Source organism: Embleya sp. NBC_00888 (genome assembly GCF_045207655.1).
Taxonomy (GTDB): Bacteria; Actinomycetota; Actinomycetes; order Streptomycetales; family Streptomycetaceae; genus Embleya.
The window spans coordinates 5,089,217-5,108,700 of sequence record NZ_CP108785.1 but is presented as its reverse complement, the minus strand read 5'-3'; the positions used below and the strand labels follow the sequence as shown (position 1 = coordinate 5,108,700).

Annotated in this window: 11 protein-coding genes and 4 pseudogenes; 4 read left to right on the top strand and 11 right to left on the bottom strand. The window is 67.8% G+C overall.

Annotated features, from left to right (window positions below):
• Positions 1–6 precede the first annotated feature (6 nt).
• The 5 genes and pseudogenes from OG948_RS56645 to OG948_RS56625 all read right to left on the bottom strand — a co-directional run bounded on the left by OG948_RS56645 (position 7) and on the right by OG948_RS56625 (position 9,381).
• A complete protein-coding gene (locus tag OG948_RS56645; RefSeq protein ID WP_331772891.1) occupies positions 7–6,333 on the bottom strand; it encodes a beta-ketoacyl synthase N-terminal-like domain-containing protein in 6,327 nt (2,108 codons plus the stop codon).
• A gap of 222 nt (positions 6,334–6,555) precedes the next feature.
• Positions 6,556–6,954, bottom strand: a pseudogene (locus OG948_RS56640) (transposase); the annotation flags it as partial.
• A 12-nt stretch (positions 6,955–6,966) separates the two neighbouring features.
• Positions 6,967–7,694 (bottom strand): annotated as a pseudogene (locus tag OG948_RS56635) (discoidin domain-containing protein); the annotation flags it as partial.
• A 247-nt stretch (positions 7,695–7,941) separates the two neighbouring features.
• Complete coding sequence (locus OG948_RS56630; protein WP_331772890.1) at positions 7,942–9,000, bottom strand: DUF1996 domain-containing protein; 1,059 nt, start codon at positions 8,998–9,000, stop codon at positions 7,942–7,944.
• Between the two features lie 210 nt (positions 9,001–9,210).
• Entirely contained in the window at positions 9,211–9,381 is a 171-nt protein-coding gene (locus OG948_RS56625) for a hypothetical protein (RefSeq protein ID WP_331772889.1), read from the bottom strand.
• A 5-nt stretch (positions 9,382–9,386) separates the two neighbouring features.
• On the opposite strand from OG948_RS56625, the pseudogene OG948_RS56620 reads away from it, so the two are divergent.
• A pseudogene (locus OG948_RS56620) lies at positions 9,387–9,440 on the top strand (hypothetical protein); the annotation flags it as partial.
• A gap of 61 nt (positions 9,441–9,501) precedes the next feature.
• Positions 9,502–9,663 (top strand): annotated as a pseudogene (locus OG948_RS56615) (hypothetical protein); the annotation flags it as partial.
• A gap of 69 nt (positions 9,664–9,732) precedes the next feature.
• Here OG948_RS56615 and OG948_RS56610 read toward each other — a convergent pair.
• Entirely contained in the window at positions 9,733–10,026 is a 294-nt protein-coding gene (locus OG948_RS56610) for a hypothetical protein (protein ID WP_406300956.1), read from the bottom strand.
• A gap of 690 nt (positions 10,027–10,716) precedes the next feature.
• On the opposite strand from OG948_RS56610, the gene OG948_RS56605 reads away from it, so the two are divergent.
• A complete protein-coding gene (locus OG948_RS56605) occupies positions 10,717–12,393 on the top strand; it encodes a beta-1,3-glucanase family protein (protein ID WP_331772888.1) in 1,677 nt (558 codons plus the stop codon).
• Between the two features lie 230 nt (positions 12,394–12,623).
• Positions 12,624–12,926, top strand: coding sequence for an integrase core domain-containing protein (locus OG948_RS56600; protein ID WP_406300931.1), 303 nt, complete (start codon positions 12,624–12,626; stop codon positions 12,924–12,926).
• A gap of 49 nt (positions 12,927–12,975) precedes the next feature.
• Here the strand turns inward: OG948_RS56600 and OG948_RS56595 are convergent, their stop codons facing one another.
• From OG948_RS56595 to OG948_RS56575, 5 genes are read right to left on the bottom strand one after another with little or no spacing between them, the layout of a single operon-like run.
• Entirely contained in the window at positions 12,976–14,373 is a 1,398-nt protein-coding gene (locus tag OG948_RS56595) for an FAD-binding oxidoreductase (RefSeq protein ID WP_331772887.1), read from the bottom strand.
• 51 nt (positions 14,374–14,424) lie between these two features.
• Positions 14,425–15,612: an acyl-CoA dehydrogenase family protein gene (locus OG948_RS56590; RefSeq protein WP_331772886.1), complete on the bottom strand. Its 1,188-nt coding sequence runs from the start codon at positions 15,610–15,612 to the stop codon at positions 14,425–14,427.
• Positions 15,596–16,954, bottom strand: a complete 1,359-nt coding sequence (locus tag OG948_RS56585; RefSeq protein WP_406300805.1) for a cytochrome P450 — start codon at positions 16,952–16,954, stop codon at positions 15,596–15,598. Before OG948_RS56585 ends, OG948_RS56590 begins: the two co-directional genes overlap by 17 nt.
• A gap of 52 nt (positions 16,955–17,006) precedes the next feature.
• Positions 17,007–18,368: an NAD(P)/FAD-dependent oxidoreductase gene (locus OG948_RS56580; RefSeq protein ID WP_331772884.1), complete on the bottom strand. Its 1,362-nt coding sequence runs from the start codon at positions 18,366–18,368 to the stop codon at positions 17,007–17,009.
• On the bottom strand, positions 18,365–19,402 hold the full coding sequence (locus OG948_RS56575) for a hypothetical protein (protein WP_331772883.1): 1,038 nt from the start codon (positions 19,400–19,402) through the stop codon (positions 18,365–18,367). The genes OG948_RS56580 and OG948_RS56575 overlap by 4 nt, the downstream gene beginning before the upstream one ends.
• Between the last annotated feature and the right edge of the window lie 82 nt (positions 19,403–19,484).

Here is a 19,484-nt window from a genome sequence, read left to right as displayed (position 1 = left end):
CCGCTTTCACGCATCTGAGTCGGTGCCGGGAACATCGTTGGGGGTACACGTGGTTGCCGACGGCTCCAGGGGCACGTCGAGATCAGCGGTAAAGGCGATGAGTTGCGCCTCCATGTCGGACATGAACGCGGTCATGTCCGCGGTGCTGATGACCTGGTCCGGGTAGCCGAAGGAGAGCCGTGGTCCGCCGTCCACGGTGCGTACCACCAGTAGCAGGTCGCGGAAAAGGGTGAACCCGCTCTGTCGGGGCAGCACCGTCACGGCCGCGTCGCCCATGCGAGTGGGAAGGTCGACGTCCGGCAGGTAGTTCATGGAGATCCGGAAGGGGATGTCGTCTTGCTCCAGTCCTTCCAGGTGGTAGAACTGGCTCATCGACAGTCCCTGCTCCTCCCCTGCCACGAGCACCGCGTCGCGCACACGCATCAGGCACTGACGCAGGGTCGGACTCCCGGAGAAGTCCACCGTGATCAGGCGAGGCTGGGACAGGAATCCCACGATCCGTTCCAGGTCGGGACTCTCACGCGCCGACGAACTGGTCGGCACGGTGATCTCGTCCTGGTCCGCGTATCGACGCAGCGTCAGCAGAAAGCCGGCGAGGATCATCATCTGCATCGTCGTCGACGTGGAGCGTGCCGTGTGTTCGAGGCGTGTGACAAGGGCATCCTCGATCTGCCTTTCGGCAAGGCGGGCTCGGGACTTCTCTCCTTCCGCCAGTCGCTCGCGGTGGACGATCCTCAGCTGCGGTACCGTGGTGCGGCGCAGCTTGTCGCGCCAGTGCTCCATGTGCTCGTCGAGGAAGGCCCCGCTGTAGACGGTCCGTTCCCAGTGCGCGTAGTCGACCAGTCGGAGCGGCACCGGTGGGATGGTGTCCGGCTCCACCGCGAGCCCTGTGCGGTAGGCGGCCACCAGGTCCTGGAAAAGGACTCCCTGTGACCAACCGTCGGTGACGAGATGGTGCAGGACGATGCTCAGCACGCTCTGGTCGTCGGCGATCCTGGTCAGGGCAAAGCGGTGGAGCGGCTCCTCGAAGGGCTTGAAGGCGCGTTCTGTTCCGCGCAGGTGGGGCAGGGGGTCCGGTGTGGGGCCCCCGCTCACCGTCAGGTCGATCACCGGGAGGGCGATCGGTGTGCTGTCCGCGATGGCCTGGCGGATGCCGCCTTCCGCGCCGTGGTCGACGAAGACCGTGCGTAGTCCTTCGTGGAGGTCCACGAGGCGTTGCAGGGCGTGCGTGAGCGCTCCGACGTCCAGCGGCCCCTCGATCAGCAGGTGCTGGGCCAGCACATGGGCGGCGTCCTTGCCCGCCCCGCGCTCGGCCTGGAGCAGGCGTTCCTGGTTGAAGGTCGGCGGGTAGTCGTGGGCGTCCACGCGGGTCGGCATGGGTGCCGGTTCCGTAGCAGTGGCCTTTCCCGTTCCCAGCGCTTCCAGGGCCCGGGCGAATCCCGCAGGGGTCGGGTTTTCGAACAGAAGCCTGAGCGGGATCTCCAGCTCGAGGTCTGCCCGCAAGGTGTACAGCATCTGCGCGGCCATGAGCGATGTTCCACCCAGTTCGAAGAAGCTGTCCTCTTCGCCCACGGGGTGGACCCGCAGGACGCTGGAGAAGGCGGCCGCCACCGTCTCCGAGATGGTCCGTGGGACGTTCGGGGTGGTGTCGCCCTCCTCCGTTCCGGCTCCGGGAAGGTCCTGGAACCAGTGCGGCTCACGCTGCCATGGTGCCGAGGGCAGCGAGGCGACGGGCAGCCGAGTGGCGTGTCGGCGGGCGAAGTCCACAGGCAGGCCGTGCGCATGCAGCGCGCCGAGGGTCTCCAGCAGGACGTCCTGGTCCTCGCGCTGCCGTGCCAGCGATCCAAGGGCCCGGCCCGGGCTGCCGCAGGCGTCCAGGGTCTGCTGGATCGGGATGGCCAGGGACGGGTTGGGGCTGAGCTCGACGAAGAGTTCGTAGCCGTCCGCGGCCATGCGCTCGACGGCAGGGCAGAAGAGGACTGGTTCGCGCAGGTTGCGCCTCCAGTACTCGCCGTCCAGTTGCTCGCCCTCGATCCGCGCGCCTGTCACCGACGAATACAGGGGCACTCCCGCGGCGTGCGGGTCCAGGCGCGTCAGGTCTGCTGCCAGGGACCGGGCCGCGCTCTCCACGACGGGCGAGTGGCCGGCCCCTCCCGCTCGGACGGGTCGGCAGAAGACATCGCGGCGTTCGAGGTCGCGCTGGAACTCGGCGACGGCTTCGGTGTCCCCGGACACGACGGACAGGGCGGGTCCGTTGGAGGCGGCCAGGTGCAGGCGTTCCCCATAGCGGACGATCTCCTCGGCGAGCGCCTGGCGCGAGAGGGCGACCACGGCCATCGAGCCCTGTCCGCGGACGGTCTCCAGGAGTTCCGCCAAGCGGTTCGCGCGCAGGCAGGTCACCTGAGCCGCGTCCTCGAGGGTGAGGGCACCGGCCTCGAATGCGGCAGCTACTTCGCCCATGCTGTGACCGACGACGGCGTCCGGAAGCACACCCCACGACCGCCAGGTGGCGGCGATGCAGACCTGTAGGGCAAACAGCAAGGGCTGGGCGACGTCGTCCCGGTCCAGCTGGGACGTTTCCCGGTCGGCGGTGAACTGCTCGCGCAGAGACCAGTCCAGATAGGGCTGCATGGCGCGTTCGCAGTGGTCGAACATGGCACGGAAGGCCGGCTCGGTGGCGTGCAGGCGTCGCCCCATGCCCAGGTACTGCGGTCCCTGGCCTGGGAAGACGAAGACAAGGCGCGGTCGTTCCCCCGTGCGGGCACGGCCGGTGATCCCTGGCGCCCCCGTGGAGAACTGCGCGAGTCGCTCGACCATGTCGGCTTTGGTGCGGGCCACGACGGCGAGACGGTGCTCATGGTGGGTCCGCCGCAGCGCAGCGGTGTGGCAGACCACGCCCAGTGGTGCCGGTGATCCGGGCAGGAAGGTGGCGAATCGGCCGGCGAGCGCAGTCAGTGCGCGGGGCGTGCGCGCCGACAGCACGAGCAAGTGCGGCGCCAGGTGTTCGCCGTCCGAACCGGACGACTCCCGCGCGGCGGACGTGTGTGGGGACGGCGGCCGTGTCGGCGCCTCTTCCAGGACGACGTGCACATTGGTCCCGCCGACGCCGAAGCTGTTCACTCCGCCAACCCTGGTACCGCGTCCGACCGGCCAGGGGGCGTGCGCGGCCTGGACCTGCAGGCCGAGGGCGGCGAAGTCGATGTGCTCGTTGGGCGTCTCGAAGCCGACGTTGCCCGGCAGTTCGCCGTGATGCAGGGCCAGGGCGACCTTGGTCAGGCCGGCAACGCCCGCAGCGGCTTCGAGGTGGCCGAAGTTGGTCTTCGCCGAGCCGACCGCGCAGCGCGGGCCCGTGGCCGGACGGCCCTGGAGAGCCGCGCTGATCCCCTCCGCTTCGATGGGGTCGCCCAGCGCGGTGCCCGTGCCGTGGGCCTCGACGTACTGAACGCGGTCCGGGGAGAGTCCGGCGTTGGAGAGTGCCTGCGTGATGACACGGGTGTGGGCTTCGGGATTGGGCGCGGTCAGGCCGTTGGACTGCCCGTCCTGGTTCACCGCGCTGCCACGGATGACGGCGTAGACGCGGTCGCCGTCTTCGAGGGCCCGCCGTAGCGGCTTGAGCACGACCAGTCCGGCGCCCTCGCCGCGGACATAACCGTTGGCGCGGGCATCGAAGGTGTAGCAGTGTCCGTCCGGGGACAGCGCGCCGCTCTGGCAGATGTCCACGGTCGTCTTGGGCGAGAGCATGAGGTTGACCCCACCGGCCAGGGCGAGTTGGGACTCCCCTCCGCGAAGGCTCACGCAGGCCTGGTGGACGGCCAGGAGGGACGAGGAGCAGGCGGTGTCGATTGCGTAGCTGGGGCCACGGAAGTCGAACGCGTACGAGACACGGTTCGCGGCCATGCAGAAGACATTGCCGGTACCGGCGTAGGGGCCGGCCACGGTGTCGGACAACAGTTGCAGTTGGGCGTAGTCGTTCGTGGTGATGCCGACGAAGACGCCTGTATCGGTTCCGGCGACGTCCTCGGGCCTGAGGCCGGCGTCCTCGAGCGCCTCGTAGGTGATCTCCAGCAGTAGTCGTTGCTGCGGATCCATGTACTTCGCCTCGGCATCCGAGATGCCGAAGAACGCGGGATCGAAGCCGGTCACGTCGTCCAGGAAGGCGCCGCGGCGGGTGTACATCTTCCCCGGCATCGGACTGCCTTCACGGAAGAAGTCGTCTGCGTTCCAACGGGACGGTGGTACGTCGCCGACGGCGTCGATGCCGTTGCTGAGCAGTGTCCAGTATCCGTCCGTTCCCTGCGCACCGGGGTAGCGGCAGCCGATGCCGATGATGGCGATGGGCTCGTTCGGCGGCACGTCCGGCTCGGGGGGCTGCGGTGCGTCGGCCTCCCGTCCCGGCACCGCCGCCGGTGAGCCGGCCGGATCGAAGGAGGGCTTGCTCAGATGCTGCGCCAGCGCGTCGATGGTGGGATGGGCGTAGACGACCGTGGGTACCAGTGGACGTCCGAGCCAGAGGGCGAGGTCGCCGGACATACCGACGGCGTCGAGCGAGGATAGGCCGTGGATGTCGAAGGGTTGACCGGTCGCGACGCGGCCCGGCTCGATGTTCACCCGCCGCGCCACCTGAGCGACGAGCCACGCCCGGATCTCCTCGGCTGTACGTGCGCGCGGTGGGCGGTCGCTGAAAGCGCGCCGTGCCAGCCGCCCGCCGAGGTAGCGATCGTGGGATTCCCGACGGCGGATCTTCCCGCTGGAGGTCTTCGGAATCGTGCGGGCAGAGACCAGTGCGATGTCGTGTACCCGGAGTTGGTGCTCTGCGGCGATCGCGGAGCGGATCGCGACGGCCACCTCGTCGGCACCGCCCTCGAAGCCGTCGTCCACCTCGGCGACGACGACCAGTCGCTCCTGGCCGTCCTCCTCGATCCCGAAGGCGGCCACGCAACCACTGCGTATGCTCCGGTGGCAGCGCTCGACGCTGAATTCGATGTCCTGCGGGTAGTGGTTGACCCCGTGCACGATCACCAGATCCTTGATCCGGCCGCCGATATACAGTTCGCCCTGCTCAAGGTAGCCAAGGTCGCCCGTGCGCAGGTAGGGACCGTCGTCGACCAGGCGCGCCCGGAACGTCCCCTCTGTGTCGGCCGGCCGATTCCAGTAGCCGACCGCGTTGCTGTGGCTCTTGATCCAGATCTCGCCGGTACGACCGTCGGCGCATCGCTCAAGCGTTTCCGGATCGACGACCACGACTTCGGTGTCCGACGCCGGGCGTCCGCACGAGACCGGGTGTCGCGTCTGCGCCGCCTCCCCCGTCGGACGTTCGGACGAGCGGCCGGCCGTGACGAACAGCGTCCCTTCCGCGAGCCCGTAGCAGGGCCTGAACGCGTCTCCTCGAAAGGACGACGGAGCGAATCTATCTGTGAAGCGATCCATTGTTTCACGGCGCACGGGCTCGGCACCGTTCCCTGCTACTTCCCAGGAAGAAAGGTCCAGCGCCTCGGCGTCCGATGCGGCCATCTTGAGCGCACAGAGGTCGTAGGCGAAATTCGGGGCGAGGCTGAGCGTCCCCCGGAATCGCGAAATTGCCTCTACCCATCGGGATGGCTTCTGCACAAAGGCCAGTGGGGTCATCAAGGTTCCCGTCGCCCCCAGGAACACTGTGTACAACAGGCCGCCGACAAGTCCCATGTCATGATATGGAGGCAGCCATGAAACTATCTGCGAATGTTCGCCTTGCCGCCATGCCTCATTCATGCTGCGCAGATTGTGGAGAAGGTTGGCGTGGGTGACCATCACTCCCTTGGCCGGGCCGGTTGAACCGGACGTGTACTGCAGGAGGGCGAGATCCTCGGGCCCGGAAGCAGCTGTGCCGAGGTCCCCGTGGGCCGCATCAGGCAGGCCGTCGCTCGAGAGCCAGCGCAGATTCGCCAAGGGAGGCGCGAACAGCTCGGCCTGTTGGGAAAGTGGTCGGGTCTCACCGGTTGTCAGCACCGCGGATGCGTCGCAGTCGACCACGATACGAGCCAGCCTCGGCAGAGTACGTTCCGGGCGGCCCGAGTCGGGCACATGGGCGGGTACCGCAACCATGCCCGCAAATGCGCAGCCGAGAAATCCGGCCAGGAAATCCAGCCCCGGAGGATGGAGCAGTAGAACGCGCGAACCGGGTTTCTGCTCCTGCTGCAGCAGGACGCCGATCGTCCGTGCTCGCCGCTCCAGATCACGATAGGTCCACTCGTCGACCCGCCCATTAATATCGCCGTCGACCAGAAAGCGAAAGGATGTCCGTTCAGGATGCCTGGCAGCCTGACGGCCAAGGAGGTCGATGAGACTGTTGGCCATTCCCATTTGTTCCCATTTCTATCCGAAGTAGCACCCGGACGAGTGGATCTCCCTGGTTTGCGGCATGGCATGACAGGACGGAAACCAGAAATCTTGAATTTGAGGGGGCATCCAAGAGATTGCCGTTCCATCACAAATGATCCGGTCCGAGAGGTCGACCGTAATCGGCAACGATCGGATCAATCGAGACGCCAAGGCGCGGGAAGGTATCAGTCCATTCTGTCCGCGACGGCTATTCGCGGCCGCAGGGGGCAGATCCTGGCCGACCGGGTGTTCTCCGTCGTGCCGGCGGAGGTTTGCGGCGAGGGGCAGGGCGAGCCGTAGCTGAGAGTGGGCAACGATCAGGATCCAGGACCAGCGGTCCGCGGCCACGGGGGCGGAGTTTCGGCGTGGTCCAGCCGAGGGTCTGCTTTGCGAAGCGGAAGGTGCGCTCCGGATCGAAGCGGCGGAGAAATGACTGCCAGAAACGGCCCACGTCGTCCGGGGTGGCACCGGTTTTGGAGGACCAAAACACACCGGCGGGGCATTCCGGTCCTTCGATGGATACTCGACTTTCAACCGCATCGACGTTCCTTCGATCAGGGGTGGTTCGCCGTCGTGGTCGAGCCAGGAGGAGCGGTGGGGAGCCTTTCTACCGGGCTTGAACAGGGCGCGTACCGGTTCGGTCCGAACTGCGCGGACTCTGCCTGCCGGAAGATGGCGTCGACCTTGCCCTGGATGTCCGGTGTGGACGGGTCGCATACGAGCACGTCGGGACCGAGATCGCCGCCGCCGGGGATCCGCGGCCCGGAGCCGCCGACGGTGTGCACGGCGAACTCCCGGAGGGAGTACCCGTATCCGGTGTCGCGAGCGGGGCCTTCGAGGCGGACGTAGCGGGCGTTGCCGGTGACGGTGAGCGTTTCGGTGCCACCGGCGCCCGTGCTGGTGGAGTGGGTGGAAGTGGGTCCACACGGTGCCGTCCGCGGAGAGCAGGATGCGGTACGCCTTGGCGTACACGACCTCCCACTTCAGGACGACGTGGTCGACGGCGGCGCTCTCGCCGAGGTCTACCTGGACCCGCCGGGGTCGGAGGCGGCACTGGACCAATGGGTGCCGGGCTCGCCGTCGACCGCGTTCCCCGGCGCCGTATCGCCGTTCTCCTCACTGGACGCGGTTGTGGGCTTGCCTTGGGACAGCAGGGTCGGCGCGGCGTGTGCCGCGGATTGCGGTATCAGGACGAGGACGGCCGCGATCGGGGCGGCTGACACCAGGGCGGCCAGGTTGCGTCGGTGGGGCGGGGTGGGACGGACGCCCCTGCGAGAGCTGGGGTGGAGCGTGTATGGGGCCTCCTTGTGGTCGACGGGCGGGCAATCGTTGTGCATCCATCGGTGGTTCGTGTGTCGGGACGCGGCGGACATGGTCGGTTGTGGGCTCGGGTCGGCGCCCTGTGGGAGGCGGGGACGCGGACGCGCGCGTGGCCCCCGGACCGTGCGAGTGGGGACCGCGCGCGGCCCGAACGTTGCGGGTGCCACCCACCGGACGTCGCGCTTGCGGGGGCACCGATTCGTGGGTGCAGGGACCGATGTCGAACAGGCCCGGCGGCGCGGTAGGCCTTTGCCTCGACTGGCCCTAGGGGAGCCGATATTGCGTGTTCAACGCGGCGCCGGCCTCCGGGTGGGTCTGGTCGTAGCCGCGGGCATCGCACTGGAGACCGCCGACGACACAGTGGTTCACCATCGCCGCGAGGGTGGGCGGCTCCCACACGTTGTAGAAGTCGTAGTGGAACGAATGGCCGCGTCCGCTGGAGAGATGGACCTGCGACATGTCGCCGGCCACGGGAAAGGCCATCTTGAACTCCGGCATCGGCACCGCGACCGGGTGATCGGTCGGGCAGACGCCGTTGGTCGGATACGCCATGTGACTCTTGTGGTCGGGCGTGTCCGGATACTTCCCGTCCCAGCAACTCGGTGCCTGGTAACGGACGTTGAGTTGGCTGCCGGCCGGACACGTGGCCGGGAAGTCGGCGTTGTGATGGCTGTTGCCGCACTCCCAACCCTCGACCGAGGCCGCCGCGAACTGCTCGGCGGTGGCGGTGGGGCTGCCCACGACGAAACGCAGCCCCGGCGGGAACGGCCGGACGCCGGTGTAGTCGAGGACGCCGCTCCTGTAGTAGACGACCTGCGGACCGATCGGGGTGACCACCCGGTTGCCGTCGTACATGGTCGACATCCAGTAACCGGAGCGGTCGGCGGGCGCCCTGCACGAGGTGCCGCCGGCGTTGAGCGTGGCCGGGGTGCTGTTCGCGTCCGTCGTGGTGTTGCCCATGAACGTGTGCATGTGCGACGCGCCCGGCATCCCCGTGTAGACGATCGGATCGTCCGCGAGATCGCGGGTGGTACCGCAGTTGGCCTGGAACTCGTGGAAGTACCGGTGTGGCGGTGTGGCCGTGGACGGGACCACGCCGGTGACCTGCGGGTCGGCGAGGACGTAACTGCCGGGTGGCGCCGGCGCCATCGGCATCACCGCACCGGCCCGGTGGGCCGAGTGGTCGACCGACATCGCCGCCGGTAACGCGCCACTCGCGGAGTCCTCCGCGGCAGAGGAGCCGAAGGCACTCTGAGTGAGTGCGAGCGGCCCCGCCGCCGTGGCAAGCGCGGCGGCGGTCACGAGCCTTGACGATCTGGACACGTGTTTGCCTCCTGTACGAAACAAACAGGTAGTGCGGAAAGGGGGTCCTCGGTCACTGAAGGCGTAATATCGACCTCGGGCGGCCGGACTTCGTCATCCGAGGCGAACAGGCGACGCGTGCAAACGGGGCGAACTCCCTTTGGGAGCGCTCACCGAGCGGTCCCGATCATGATCCCCTGTTTCCTCGGTGTCAAGACTCGCGCCCGCACGCTACTCGAGGAACTTGTCCTTAATCGTTCGAGATGTCGGTTCGCGGGTGGCGTCGGAGGGCCTGAACGCATCCTTGTAACTCCAGGCGCCATGGCCGGGCTTGAGCGCCATCACGAACGGCAGCCCCGCGTCGGCGAGTTCGCTGCGGAAGCCGTCCTGGTCACCAGCCACCGCCCATGGGCGAATGGCAGAACCGACCGTTCGACCGCGTCCATCCGGTGGTCTTCGTCGACGCGATAAACGTGAGCATCCGCGACGGCCAAGTCGCGAACCCAGCCGATATGCGTCGCGTTGGCCTTGACCGCGGACGGGCACCGCGACATCCTCGGGTTGTGGGCCGACGGCGACGGCGAAGGCGCCGAGTACCGGCTCCACGCTCACAGAGATCCGCAATCGAGGCGTCGAGGACGTCCTGATGCTCGTCTGCGACGGCCTCGAGGGCCTGCGCAGGCCGTCGAGACCCTGTGGCCCCGCACGGTCGTGCAGACCTGTGTGGTTCACCTGTTTACGGGCCTCGTTCCGTTACCCGGCCCTCCAGGACTGGCACAAGAAGCTCTCGAGCCGGTCTACCAGACGCCGATCGAGGAGGCCGCGCTGGAACCGGTTCGTGGAGTTCACCGACGCGTAGGGAAAGAAGTATCGGGCGATCGTGCAGTTGTGGGAGCACGCCTGGTCGGAGTTCGTCCCGTTCGTCAACTTCGATACCGAGATCCGCACGATCGTCTGCACCACCCACAGGAGTTGCACCGTGTTCTTGACAAACGCGTACGAAGTTGCGGGGGCGCGGCCGACACAAAAGTGCTGCAGTGCCTCCAAGCCGAGGAGCGTCTCGCTCGCGCCCAAGCGACATCAGCGTTCAAGCCATGGATTGGCGTTTGACGCCTTCGCGGACGGCGACGACGGCGAGCAGGACGGCTTCGGTCAGACAGGAGGCCGTTTCGGTCTACGTGCCGGTGGGGTGAGTGGCCCAAGGACGTCCGGAAGTGATCGGCAGCACTCACCGGCACCCTCTGGGTGCCAATAGCTCCGGCGATCTGCGTTCCGGATGAGCGCAGCGACTGATCCAAGGGGCCACAGTGGCACGGGAGTTGCAGGTACACGTAAGAGAGCGCTCTCTCCGATCTCGACGTCGGGGCTTGGAACTGCTGGGCTGCATGTCGGTCGGCGAGGCGGCGGTACCAGAAACGTTCCGGGCAAGTGCCCGGCCGGCATCGTCTGGTTCACCCTCTCCCGCATACGGGTGGAGATACGGCCGGCTCGCGCAACGCCGATCGGCCGTGGCCTCGCTGTCCTGAGAGCGCGGTCAGGGCACTTGGGCACCTCGCCCGCCAGGCACGCGGGCGCGCGCATCATCGCGTGGGCGCCTCGGCACCCAACGGATAACGAGACCCGGGCGCTCGGGCACACACACGTCCGGACCTTTCGGAAGACAGTCCCCCATGCAGGCCACGTCCCGGCGCTACCGCCGTCGGCGGCGTCCTTCCTGCCATCTTCGAGGAGGAGCACATGGTCTCCAGACGTTCTTTCTTCACAGCGGTCGGCGCCGGCGCCGTCGCTGCAGCGAGTTCCCCGCTGTGGTCGAGGAGCCTGGCATCCCGGGCCTCAGCCGCAACGGCGTCGCTGCCCATCTCATTGAAGAACAACTCCGGCAACGGCACGGTCTACGCGTACATCAGCGGCGCGGACAGCACCGGCTGGCCCGGCTTCGTCACCTCGGCCGGGCATTTCCAGCGGCTGCCCAGTCCCTCGTCGGTGCTGACCCCGATCGCCGACTACTCCATCCCGTTGGGTGCCTCGGGCTCCGCGGCCACCACGTTCACGCTCCAGGACTACGTGATCAGTGGCCGGGTCTGGTTCTCCGTCGGCAAGAAGATTCAGTTCTTCGTCAACCCGCCCGGCGACAACGGTGGTACTCCCGGCCTCGTCCAGCCCGGCTTCACCAGCAGCGACCCCAACTGGCTGACCAACTGGACCTTCTGCGAGTTCACGTACAACAGCGCCAATCTATACGCGAACATCTCTTACGTCGACATGGTCGCCCTCCCCATCTCCATGACGACGACCGGCAGCGGCGGAACGCGGTCGGTCAGCCCGCTCCCCTCGGGTGCGTTGGCCTCCATCGCCTCCGGGCTCCAGGCGCAGCACGCCGCCGACGGAGCACCGTGGGACAAGTTGGTGGCCACCGACTCCTCGGGCGCCGCGTTACGGATCCTGGCTCCCGCCCACTCGCCTGTCGACTTCGGCGGATACTGGTCGAACTACCTGGACCGGGTGTGGAGTTACTACCGGTCGCACACACTGACCATCAACGGTCAGGGCAGCATCGGCTCCTACTCGGGCACCGTCTTCGGTGACAGACTGGTCTTTGCGGGCCTGAACACCAACGGCGTGCCGTTCACCAAGCCAAGTGCGGTCGATATCTTCGGCTGTGCCGGCGGGCCGCTCTACAACTCGGGCGGCGACGCGCGTGGCGCGGTGGCAGCCCGCCTGGCCGCGGCCTTGAACCGCAGCTCTCTGCTGGTCAGCGGCGGCGGTAACCAGCCGGACGGTATCTCACCGTCCGGCTACTACACGGACGCGACGACCAACCACTACGCGCGCCTGGTGCACAAGTACGCGACCGTGGGGTATGCCTTCCCCTACGACGACGTCGGTCCCACCGGCGCGGCCCCCGTCGACGGCCACATCCAGGACGGCGCGCCGACTTCCTGGACGATCTCGCTCGGCCCCGGTGCCGGCTCGGGCGCCACTCCGCCGCCCGGCGGCGGGACCGGCGCGTACGGCACCATCCAGGCGGAGTCGTACAGCGCGCAGAGCGGTACCCGGACCGAAGGCTGCAGTGACACCGGCAGCGGCCGGGACGTGGGCCACATCTCGAACGGCGACTGGCTGAAGTACTCCGCCCTGGACTTCGGCTCATCCTCGCCCGCCCAGTTCATCGCGCGCCTGGCCTCCGGCGCGGGGAGCGGGGTCAGCGGCGCGATCCAGGTACGCGTGGACGGCACCACCGGCACCAAGATCGCCGAGATCGACTTCGGCAACAACGGCGGCTGGCAGAACTGGCAGACCGTGCCAACCAACATCACCGCTTCGGTCACCGGCGTGCACGACGTCTATCTGGTGTTCTCCTCAGGCAGCACGTCCGACTTCGTGAACGTCAATTGGTTCGCCTTCACCAAATAGGGCCCGGCGGGACGGCGGGAGTCGAGGACAGGCTGCCGCCGTTCCGTCACACCGCCTGCCGGCGCAGCAGGCACCTATGAGCCACACGGGCGTTCATCGCACCGCCCCGCGGCAAGGAAATCACGGGCGGGCCCCTACGTCGCGTTCGTCGTGGACACTCCTCGCGCCGCGTCGTGTGCCGGTCGGCCGCCACCGACAAGCGGATCGACCTCGTACTTTCGGCGTTCGAGATGGGCCTGTGGCAGCGCGACCGCACACAACGCCAAGCTCTGCAAGACGGATTGATCAAACCCCGAGGTCCGTGGCACGCCCCGGCCGCCGTCGAACTCGCCACCGCCGAGTGGATCGACTGGTACAACCACACACGACTCCACGGTGGGATCGGCCGCGTTCCACCCGCCGAACATGAAGTCAAGCACTGCCAGAGGCAACCAAACCGCAGGTCATCGCCACAACGTCGAGTCTCTGGCGGACCCGGAGCGCTTCACGTTCCCCGCGCTCCACCGTTACGGAGGCCCGACGACGGCCGTTGACCGTTGCAACGGGAGGGCGCGGACAACCAAACCCGGATGGCGGTCGGCGCTACAACGGCGGAATGTTCTTGTTGAAGCGCAACAGGTTCTGCGGGTCCCAGGCGGTTTTGACCTCGACGAGCCGCGAGTACCTCTCCTCACCTCCCCAGGCACTGCGCCGCCACTCCGGGCCGCTGTCCGTCGACAGGTTGATATAGCAGTTGCCCCGCAGATGCGGCATCAACTCCGCCCGGGCGTTGTCCAACCAACCGTGGAACGTGTCGTCGTCGGCCGGGCTGTCCCATTCGGTGATGACCTCCCACATCCACGAGGCTCCCTCGCGGGAGAACGCGGCGGAGTCCTCATCGAAGTCCTCGCTGATCGCCCCGCCCATGGCCCAGACGTTCTGCACGGCGCTGGGCAACATGGGGTGCACCGGCGCCGGGGCGTTCACGGCGTTTCGCACGACGATCTCGATGGCCGTGTCGCCGAGTTCGGCCAGGTATCCGCCCTTGGTGTAGTAGCGGCGGCCGGACGGCGCGATGACGTCGAGCATCCGGTTCGCGGCCGACCACGGCATCGGCCCCACCGCCGTCGCCACCGGTGTGCCGAGCGCGACCGCCTCCGCTATCACCCGCTCCGCTTTTTCCTGCGGCCCGGTGTAGACGACCACGGGCATCAGCACATCGGCGCCGTGGAACTCCTGCGGCACCGGGGGCAGCGGTGGACATTTGGTCAGCACCGCGATGATCGCCAGTTCCCGTGGCGCCGTTGGCAGGTACTCACGGAGCGCTCCGAGGACAGCCGCGGCCTGGTCCAGCGGAAAGACGATGAAACCCGCACTCACCAGCGGCGGGAGCGGCTTAGCCTGGAACTCGAAGCTGGTGACGATGCCGAAGTTCCCGCCGCCGCCCCGCAGCGCCCAGAACAGGTCCGGGTTCTCGGTCGCACTGGCCGTGACGCGGCGGCCGTCGAGCGCCACCATCTCGCAGGAGAGCAAACTGTCCACCGTGGCGCCGTAGCGGCGCATGTTGTAACCGACGCCGCCGCCCAGGGTGAGGCCCGCGATCCCGGTGGAACTGACGGTGCCGGACGGCACGACCAGACCGTGTTTCTCCAGCATGGCGTCCATGTCCGCCAGCAACACCCCCGCCCCGAGCCGCACGACGCCGGTGTCCGGCCGCACGTCGATGGTGTCGAGGCGTGTCAGGTCCAGGACGAGGGCGCCGTCGGGCATCGCGGTGCCGTCGACGCCGTGCCCACCGGCGCGGACCGCCAAGGGTGTGCCGGTCGCCGTGGCGTACTGCGCCACCGTGACCACATCCGCCTCGTCTTCGGCCCGCACGATCAGCGCGGGTGTCGCGTCGGCGACGTGCGCGTTGAAGATGCACCGCGCGTCCGCGTAGCCGGCGTCCCCGGGCCTGTACACCGCACCTCGAAATGCCGACGGAAAGTCCTCGAACGACATGCTTGTCTCCTTCACCGGTGCCTTGGGGGTATCTACGCGTGCGGGGCTCGGCTAGAGGTACGGAACTCCGGGTTCCAAGCCGGCGAGCACTCGGCCGTGCAATTCGGCGATGGTGCTGTGCAGCAGGAAGGAGTGCACGGCGAGCGCGTCGATGTCGCTCACGATCAGCGACAACGGATCCTTGAGCCGGATGGCGCTCGCGCCGGAGCCCTCCCTGGCAACCGCTATCGCCTCCTGGCACAGCTTGGTGGCCCAGGCGGCATCCGCCCGGCATCGCACGCGCAGCGGCACATTGCCCGGGTCTTCGGCCACCAGGGGCACCGTCGCCACCGCTCGCTGTGCGTGGAACCGGGCCTGCTCCAGCTTCATCGACATGGTGTCGAGCTGGAGATGGGTCACGGTGGCCTCGGCCTGCCGTTCGTATGGCGTGTAGGTGATGCCGCGTTTGTGGATCCGCCGGCCGAACAGGTCGACCGCCGCTCTCGCGAGGCCGAGCGGGGTGCCCGTTGCGCCGGTCACGAACAGTGGGATGAAGGGGATCGAGAAGTAGGGGTCGCCCGCGAGAGCCGCCGAACGGGGCGGGCCGGTCAGCGGCAGCACCCGGTGCTCGGGCACGAACGCGTCATGGACCGACAGCGTGGCGGACCCGGTGCCGGACAGCCCGGTGACCTCCCAATCGTCGGCGCTCACCCAGTCCGACCGGGGAATCAGGAACTGCGCCGGCTGGGGGACACCGTCGATGACGATGATCGACGACAACAGTGCCCAGTCCGCGTGATGTTGTCCCGAGCAGAACCGCCAGGTTCCGGTCAGTCGATACCCGCCGCTCGCGGGGCCGGCCATGCCCTCCGGTTTGAACGCGGCAACGCTCTTGGGGTTGGCGGTGGCGTAGACCTCGTCCTGCGCCTCGTCGGTGAACGCGCTGAGCATGTACAGGGCGGCGGCGTACACGCCTGTCACCCACGAGGTCGAGCCGCAGCCCCTGGCGAGCTCCTCCTGGATTCCGACGAAATCCCCCAGTGACACCTGGGCGCCGCCTCTGGATTTGGGCGCCAGAGCGGTGACGAGTCCGGCCTCGGCCAGCGCGTGGACGACCTCGTCGGTCAGCCGCGCGAGTGTCCGCGACTTCGGCGCTTCGGCCGACAGCCATGGGACCAGGTCGGCGGCGGCGCGGACCAGGGGTTCCGTTTCGCTGTCCTGACCGTACGGACCCAGCGGGCGCTCAGACTCGGTTGCCATCAGCGGGCTCCTCAGGTTCGGAGGGTTGTCGGCGGGACGGATGGGGCGCAACGGTGACGTGGACGGCGTCGAGCCCCAGGGTGGGCGCCAGGACCGGCCGCGGCGGCTGGTCGGACGCGGGGCGAAGTTGCCACAGCTTGCTGATGGTCGCGACCGCGATCATCGCCTCCTGCCAGGCGATCTCCTCGCCGACGCAAATGTGTGCGCCGGCACCGAAGGGCATGAACGCCCCGTGGGGCAGGGCGGCGGCTCGCTCCGGCAGCCACCGCTCGGGATCGAACCGGTCGGGCTCGGGGTAGAGGTCGGGCCGGCGGTGCAGCAGGTAAGGGCAGAAGAACACGGCGGCGCCGGCTGGGATGCGGTGACCACCGAGGTCGAGGTCCACGATGACGCGGCGGGACATCAACGCGCCGGGCGGGTACATCCGGAGAATCTCGGTGACCACACGCTTGGAGTACTCCAGTTCCGGCAGTCGCGCCTCGACGATCGGCAGCTCGCCAAGCACGCGGTCGGTCTCCGCGTGCAGTCGTCGCGCGACATCGGGCTTCCACGCCAGGATGCCGCAGGCGTTGGCCAAGACCCCGGCGACCGTCTCGGAGCCGGCTGACATCATGACCATCGCCTCGTTGCGGATTTCCTCGGCGGTCAGCGGTTGCCCGGTATCCGGATCGCGCGCCTCGATGAGCGCGGCCAGGATGCCGCCCTCGCCGCCGCTGCCGTTCCGATGGTTCGCGAGCCCGTCCTCGGTGATCTTCTTCAAGGTCGCCAGAGCGTGCCTGATCCGCCGGTTGTCGCGTGTCGGGAGCTGTTTCAGCAAGCCGGTGGGGTCTGCCATGTACTTGGAGATCCCGGTCAGCGCCACCGGCAGCAACTCGACGAACTCGGCCTCGGCCGCCGGGGAAATCGCGCCGGTGAACAAGGTCCGGGCCATCACCATGAAGGAATAGCGGCGCATCTGCGTGGCCATGTCGTATACGTGGCCCGGCTGCCAGGACGACGCGAGTTCCACCGCCGTGTCGGCCATGATGGTCACGTTCGGGACGTAGGCCGGGGCCACGATCCGTCGCCGCACCCGATGCGCGTGCCCGATCAGGGTGCCGATGCTGACGCCGATGAGCTGCGCCAGGTTCTCGTACAGCGGCCCCTTGTCCAGGTTTTTATCCTCGGCGGTGAGGAGCCGACGGATCAGGCCGGGATGGCTGATCACGTACGCCGGCTTCGGACCCAACCAGAGCACCGCGATGTCGCCGCAGTCCCGGGCGGAATCCATCACCGTGAACGCGTCCTTGGTCATCTTCAGGGCGTGCCCGGCGAGCCATCGTCGGCCGGGGATCGTTCCCATGCTTGCTTGCGTCGCCGCTTTTCCCCGCGTCATGGTGTCTCTCCCTCACCGCTCACCGGGTCGTTGTGGGGTGGGAGTACCTGCTGATGAGCCGGCCGGCGGCGCGTTCGCCGGAAGCCACGCTGTTGTCCACGGTGGTGATGGCGAAATAGTCGCCGGCGAGCTGGACACGGCTGTCGGGGTCGAGCCCGGCCGTGAACTCGGCGAGGGCGCGGAACCCGCCCACCGGCCGAGCGACCGTGCACGGGTCCCAGCGCCAGACGTAACCGTCGACGACCGTGTTCTCAATCCCGGGAAGTACCTCGTGCGCCGCCGCGATGGCCCTCGGCAGCACCTGATCGTCGGCGGTGTCCCAATACTTGTCCGCCCAGTGTCGGTGCCAGTAGACGGTAACCATCGCCGCACCGGGCGGGACTCGGCCCGGCGCCTTGTTGTGGTCGAGGATCACCACGTTGACGTCCGGGTGGGTATGGTCGGGGACCGTGAGCCACATGGCCTGCTCGGCTGGTGGTTTCGTGAGCGTGAGGGTGACGACGAGGCTCCGCGCGTAGGGCACCGTCGCGAGGTATCCGCGTTGCTCGTCGCTGAACCGGGGGAGGATGCCCGGGGCTTCGGTGGCGGGCACGGCTACCACCACGACGTCGGCGGACTCGATCCGTTCGGCGGAACCCGGCCGATCCCACGTCACTGTGACCCCCGTGGCGTGCTCCTCGACGCTGGTCACCACCGCCGACGTTTCCACGGAAACCTGCCGGGCCAGCCCCTCGGGCAGGAACCGAATGCCCTGATCGGAGTTGATGAAGTCGGCGCCGATCATGGTCTTCAGCAGCAAGAACAGGTTGACCACCGACAGTTCCTCAGGCGGGGTGAGATAGAAATCGCCGGTCAGCGGCCGGACGAAATAGTCCATGGCCTCGGCGCTGAGGACCCGATTCCCGTAGTCGGCGATCGTCTCGATATCGAGGCGGCCGAGCTCCTCGGTGAACGGCTGGTTGAACGCGGCCCGGTGCCGATAGAGGTCGCCCAGCACCCTGGCGAGCTTCAGTTTCGATCCCGGGCCGAGCAGTTTGGTGCGAAGCAGGTCGGTGCGTTTACGGCTGTGGAGGTGGTGCACGCGCTCCGGGCGCGCGATGCCCATGACGTCACACGTCGGTTGCGTCAGGCCACCCAGGCCGGCGTCGGCGATGAGTCGAAGGGTGTGCCGGTAGGTCGTCGGCAGGACACTGGCGGCCGCGTCGATGCGGTAGCCACCCCGGTCGACGGTGTGCATCCGACCGCCGACCCGGTCCGCCCGCTCCAGGACCTTCACGTCGAAGCCGGCTTGCCGAAGCCTGAAAGCGGCGCTCAGCCCGGCGATACCGCCGCCGACGACGATAGCCCGGCCGGGTGCTGTTCTGTCGGACGAGGTAGTCATGGGGTTTCCGCTTTCCGGCTGATGGTCGGGGCCTCGGCGAGCAGGTCGTCCAGATACTCCGGCGGCGACGCCGACCGCTCGAATTCCAGGTAACGGGCGGTCTCCTTGCCCCAATCGACGTGGCCCCGCATCCAGGCTTTCAACATGTCGACACAGCGAAGCGCTGTCGCTTGTAGTTCGGGGGAGACCGCCAACGCGGCGAAGAGCCGCGGCAGGTCGGCCTCTGTGGCGAGGAATCGCTCGATCTCGTGCCCGGTGCGAGTCCGCACCGTGGCGATGGCCTGGTCCAGAGTGAGGTCTTCCGCCTGGCTCACCACGGAAATCAGGTTTTGGTGATCGCCGCGCGCGATCTCCTTCTCGAAGGTCATCAGGTCGTTGGTCCAACAGACCACGTTCGCCGCCGTGGTGAGGAGTCGCTGATAGGTGCGGCTGTAGTACAGGCCCGGCGGCAGGGTCGTGGACTCCACGAACTCGATGAGGTCCAACGAGGGGATGATCGCGCCGGCCTCGCGGCGCTGCTGGGGAAAGGTGTCGGCATCCGGAATCTGCCCCTCGCGGCGGTGCGCCGACTGCCACACGTAGGCCCGAAAGTAGTCGAGGACGTGGTGCTGGAACCGGTGTCGCCACTGTGGCGACATGTGGGCGCCGGCGCGTTTGGCCATGTCGTCGAGCGCGGCGCCGAACGGGTTCTCGGTGTTACCGAAGCCGAAAGAGTCAGGGAAGATTACCGAGGTCAACGCCTGCTCCAGCGCTTCGGGATCCCAGCCGTAGGTTCCCTCGTCGTTGAGGTCGTCGAGGATGAACAACCAGGTCATCCAATTGCCCAGCAGGCACAGTTCGGGAAGGTTCGCGCTCGGATAGCAGTGCGCCGCCAGCGATCCGGGTTTGGTTTTGACAAGCCGCTGGTGCGCTTTCTCCGTTCGAATCAGGCCGTGGCCTCGCGCCCATGCGACCGCGTGCCTGTCGGCCTGAGCGCCGAGGGAATTAACGGGGACGACGATTTGGTCGAGTTGTTCCGGCAGTACAACAGACATTACGCGCTCTCCAAACCTGCCGGGGGGCACGCTTACGCCAAGCCCGGTTGAACCGGCAATGCGAGGTATGGACGTGCTGGAC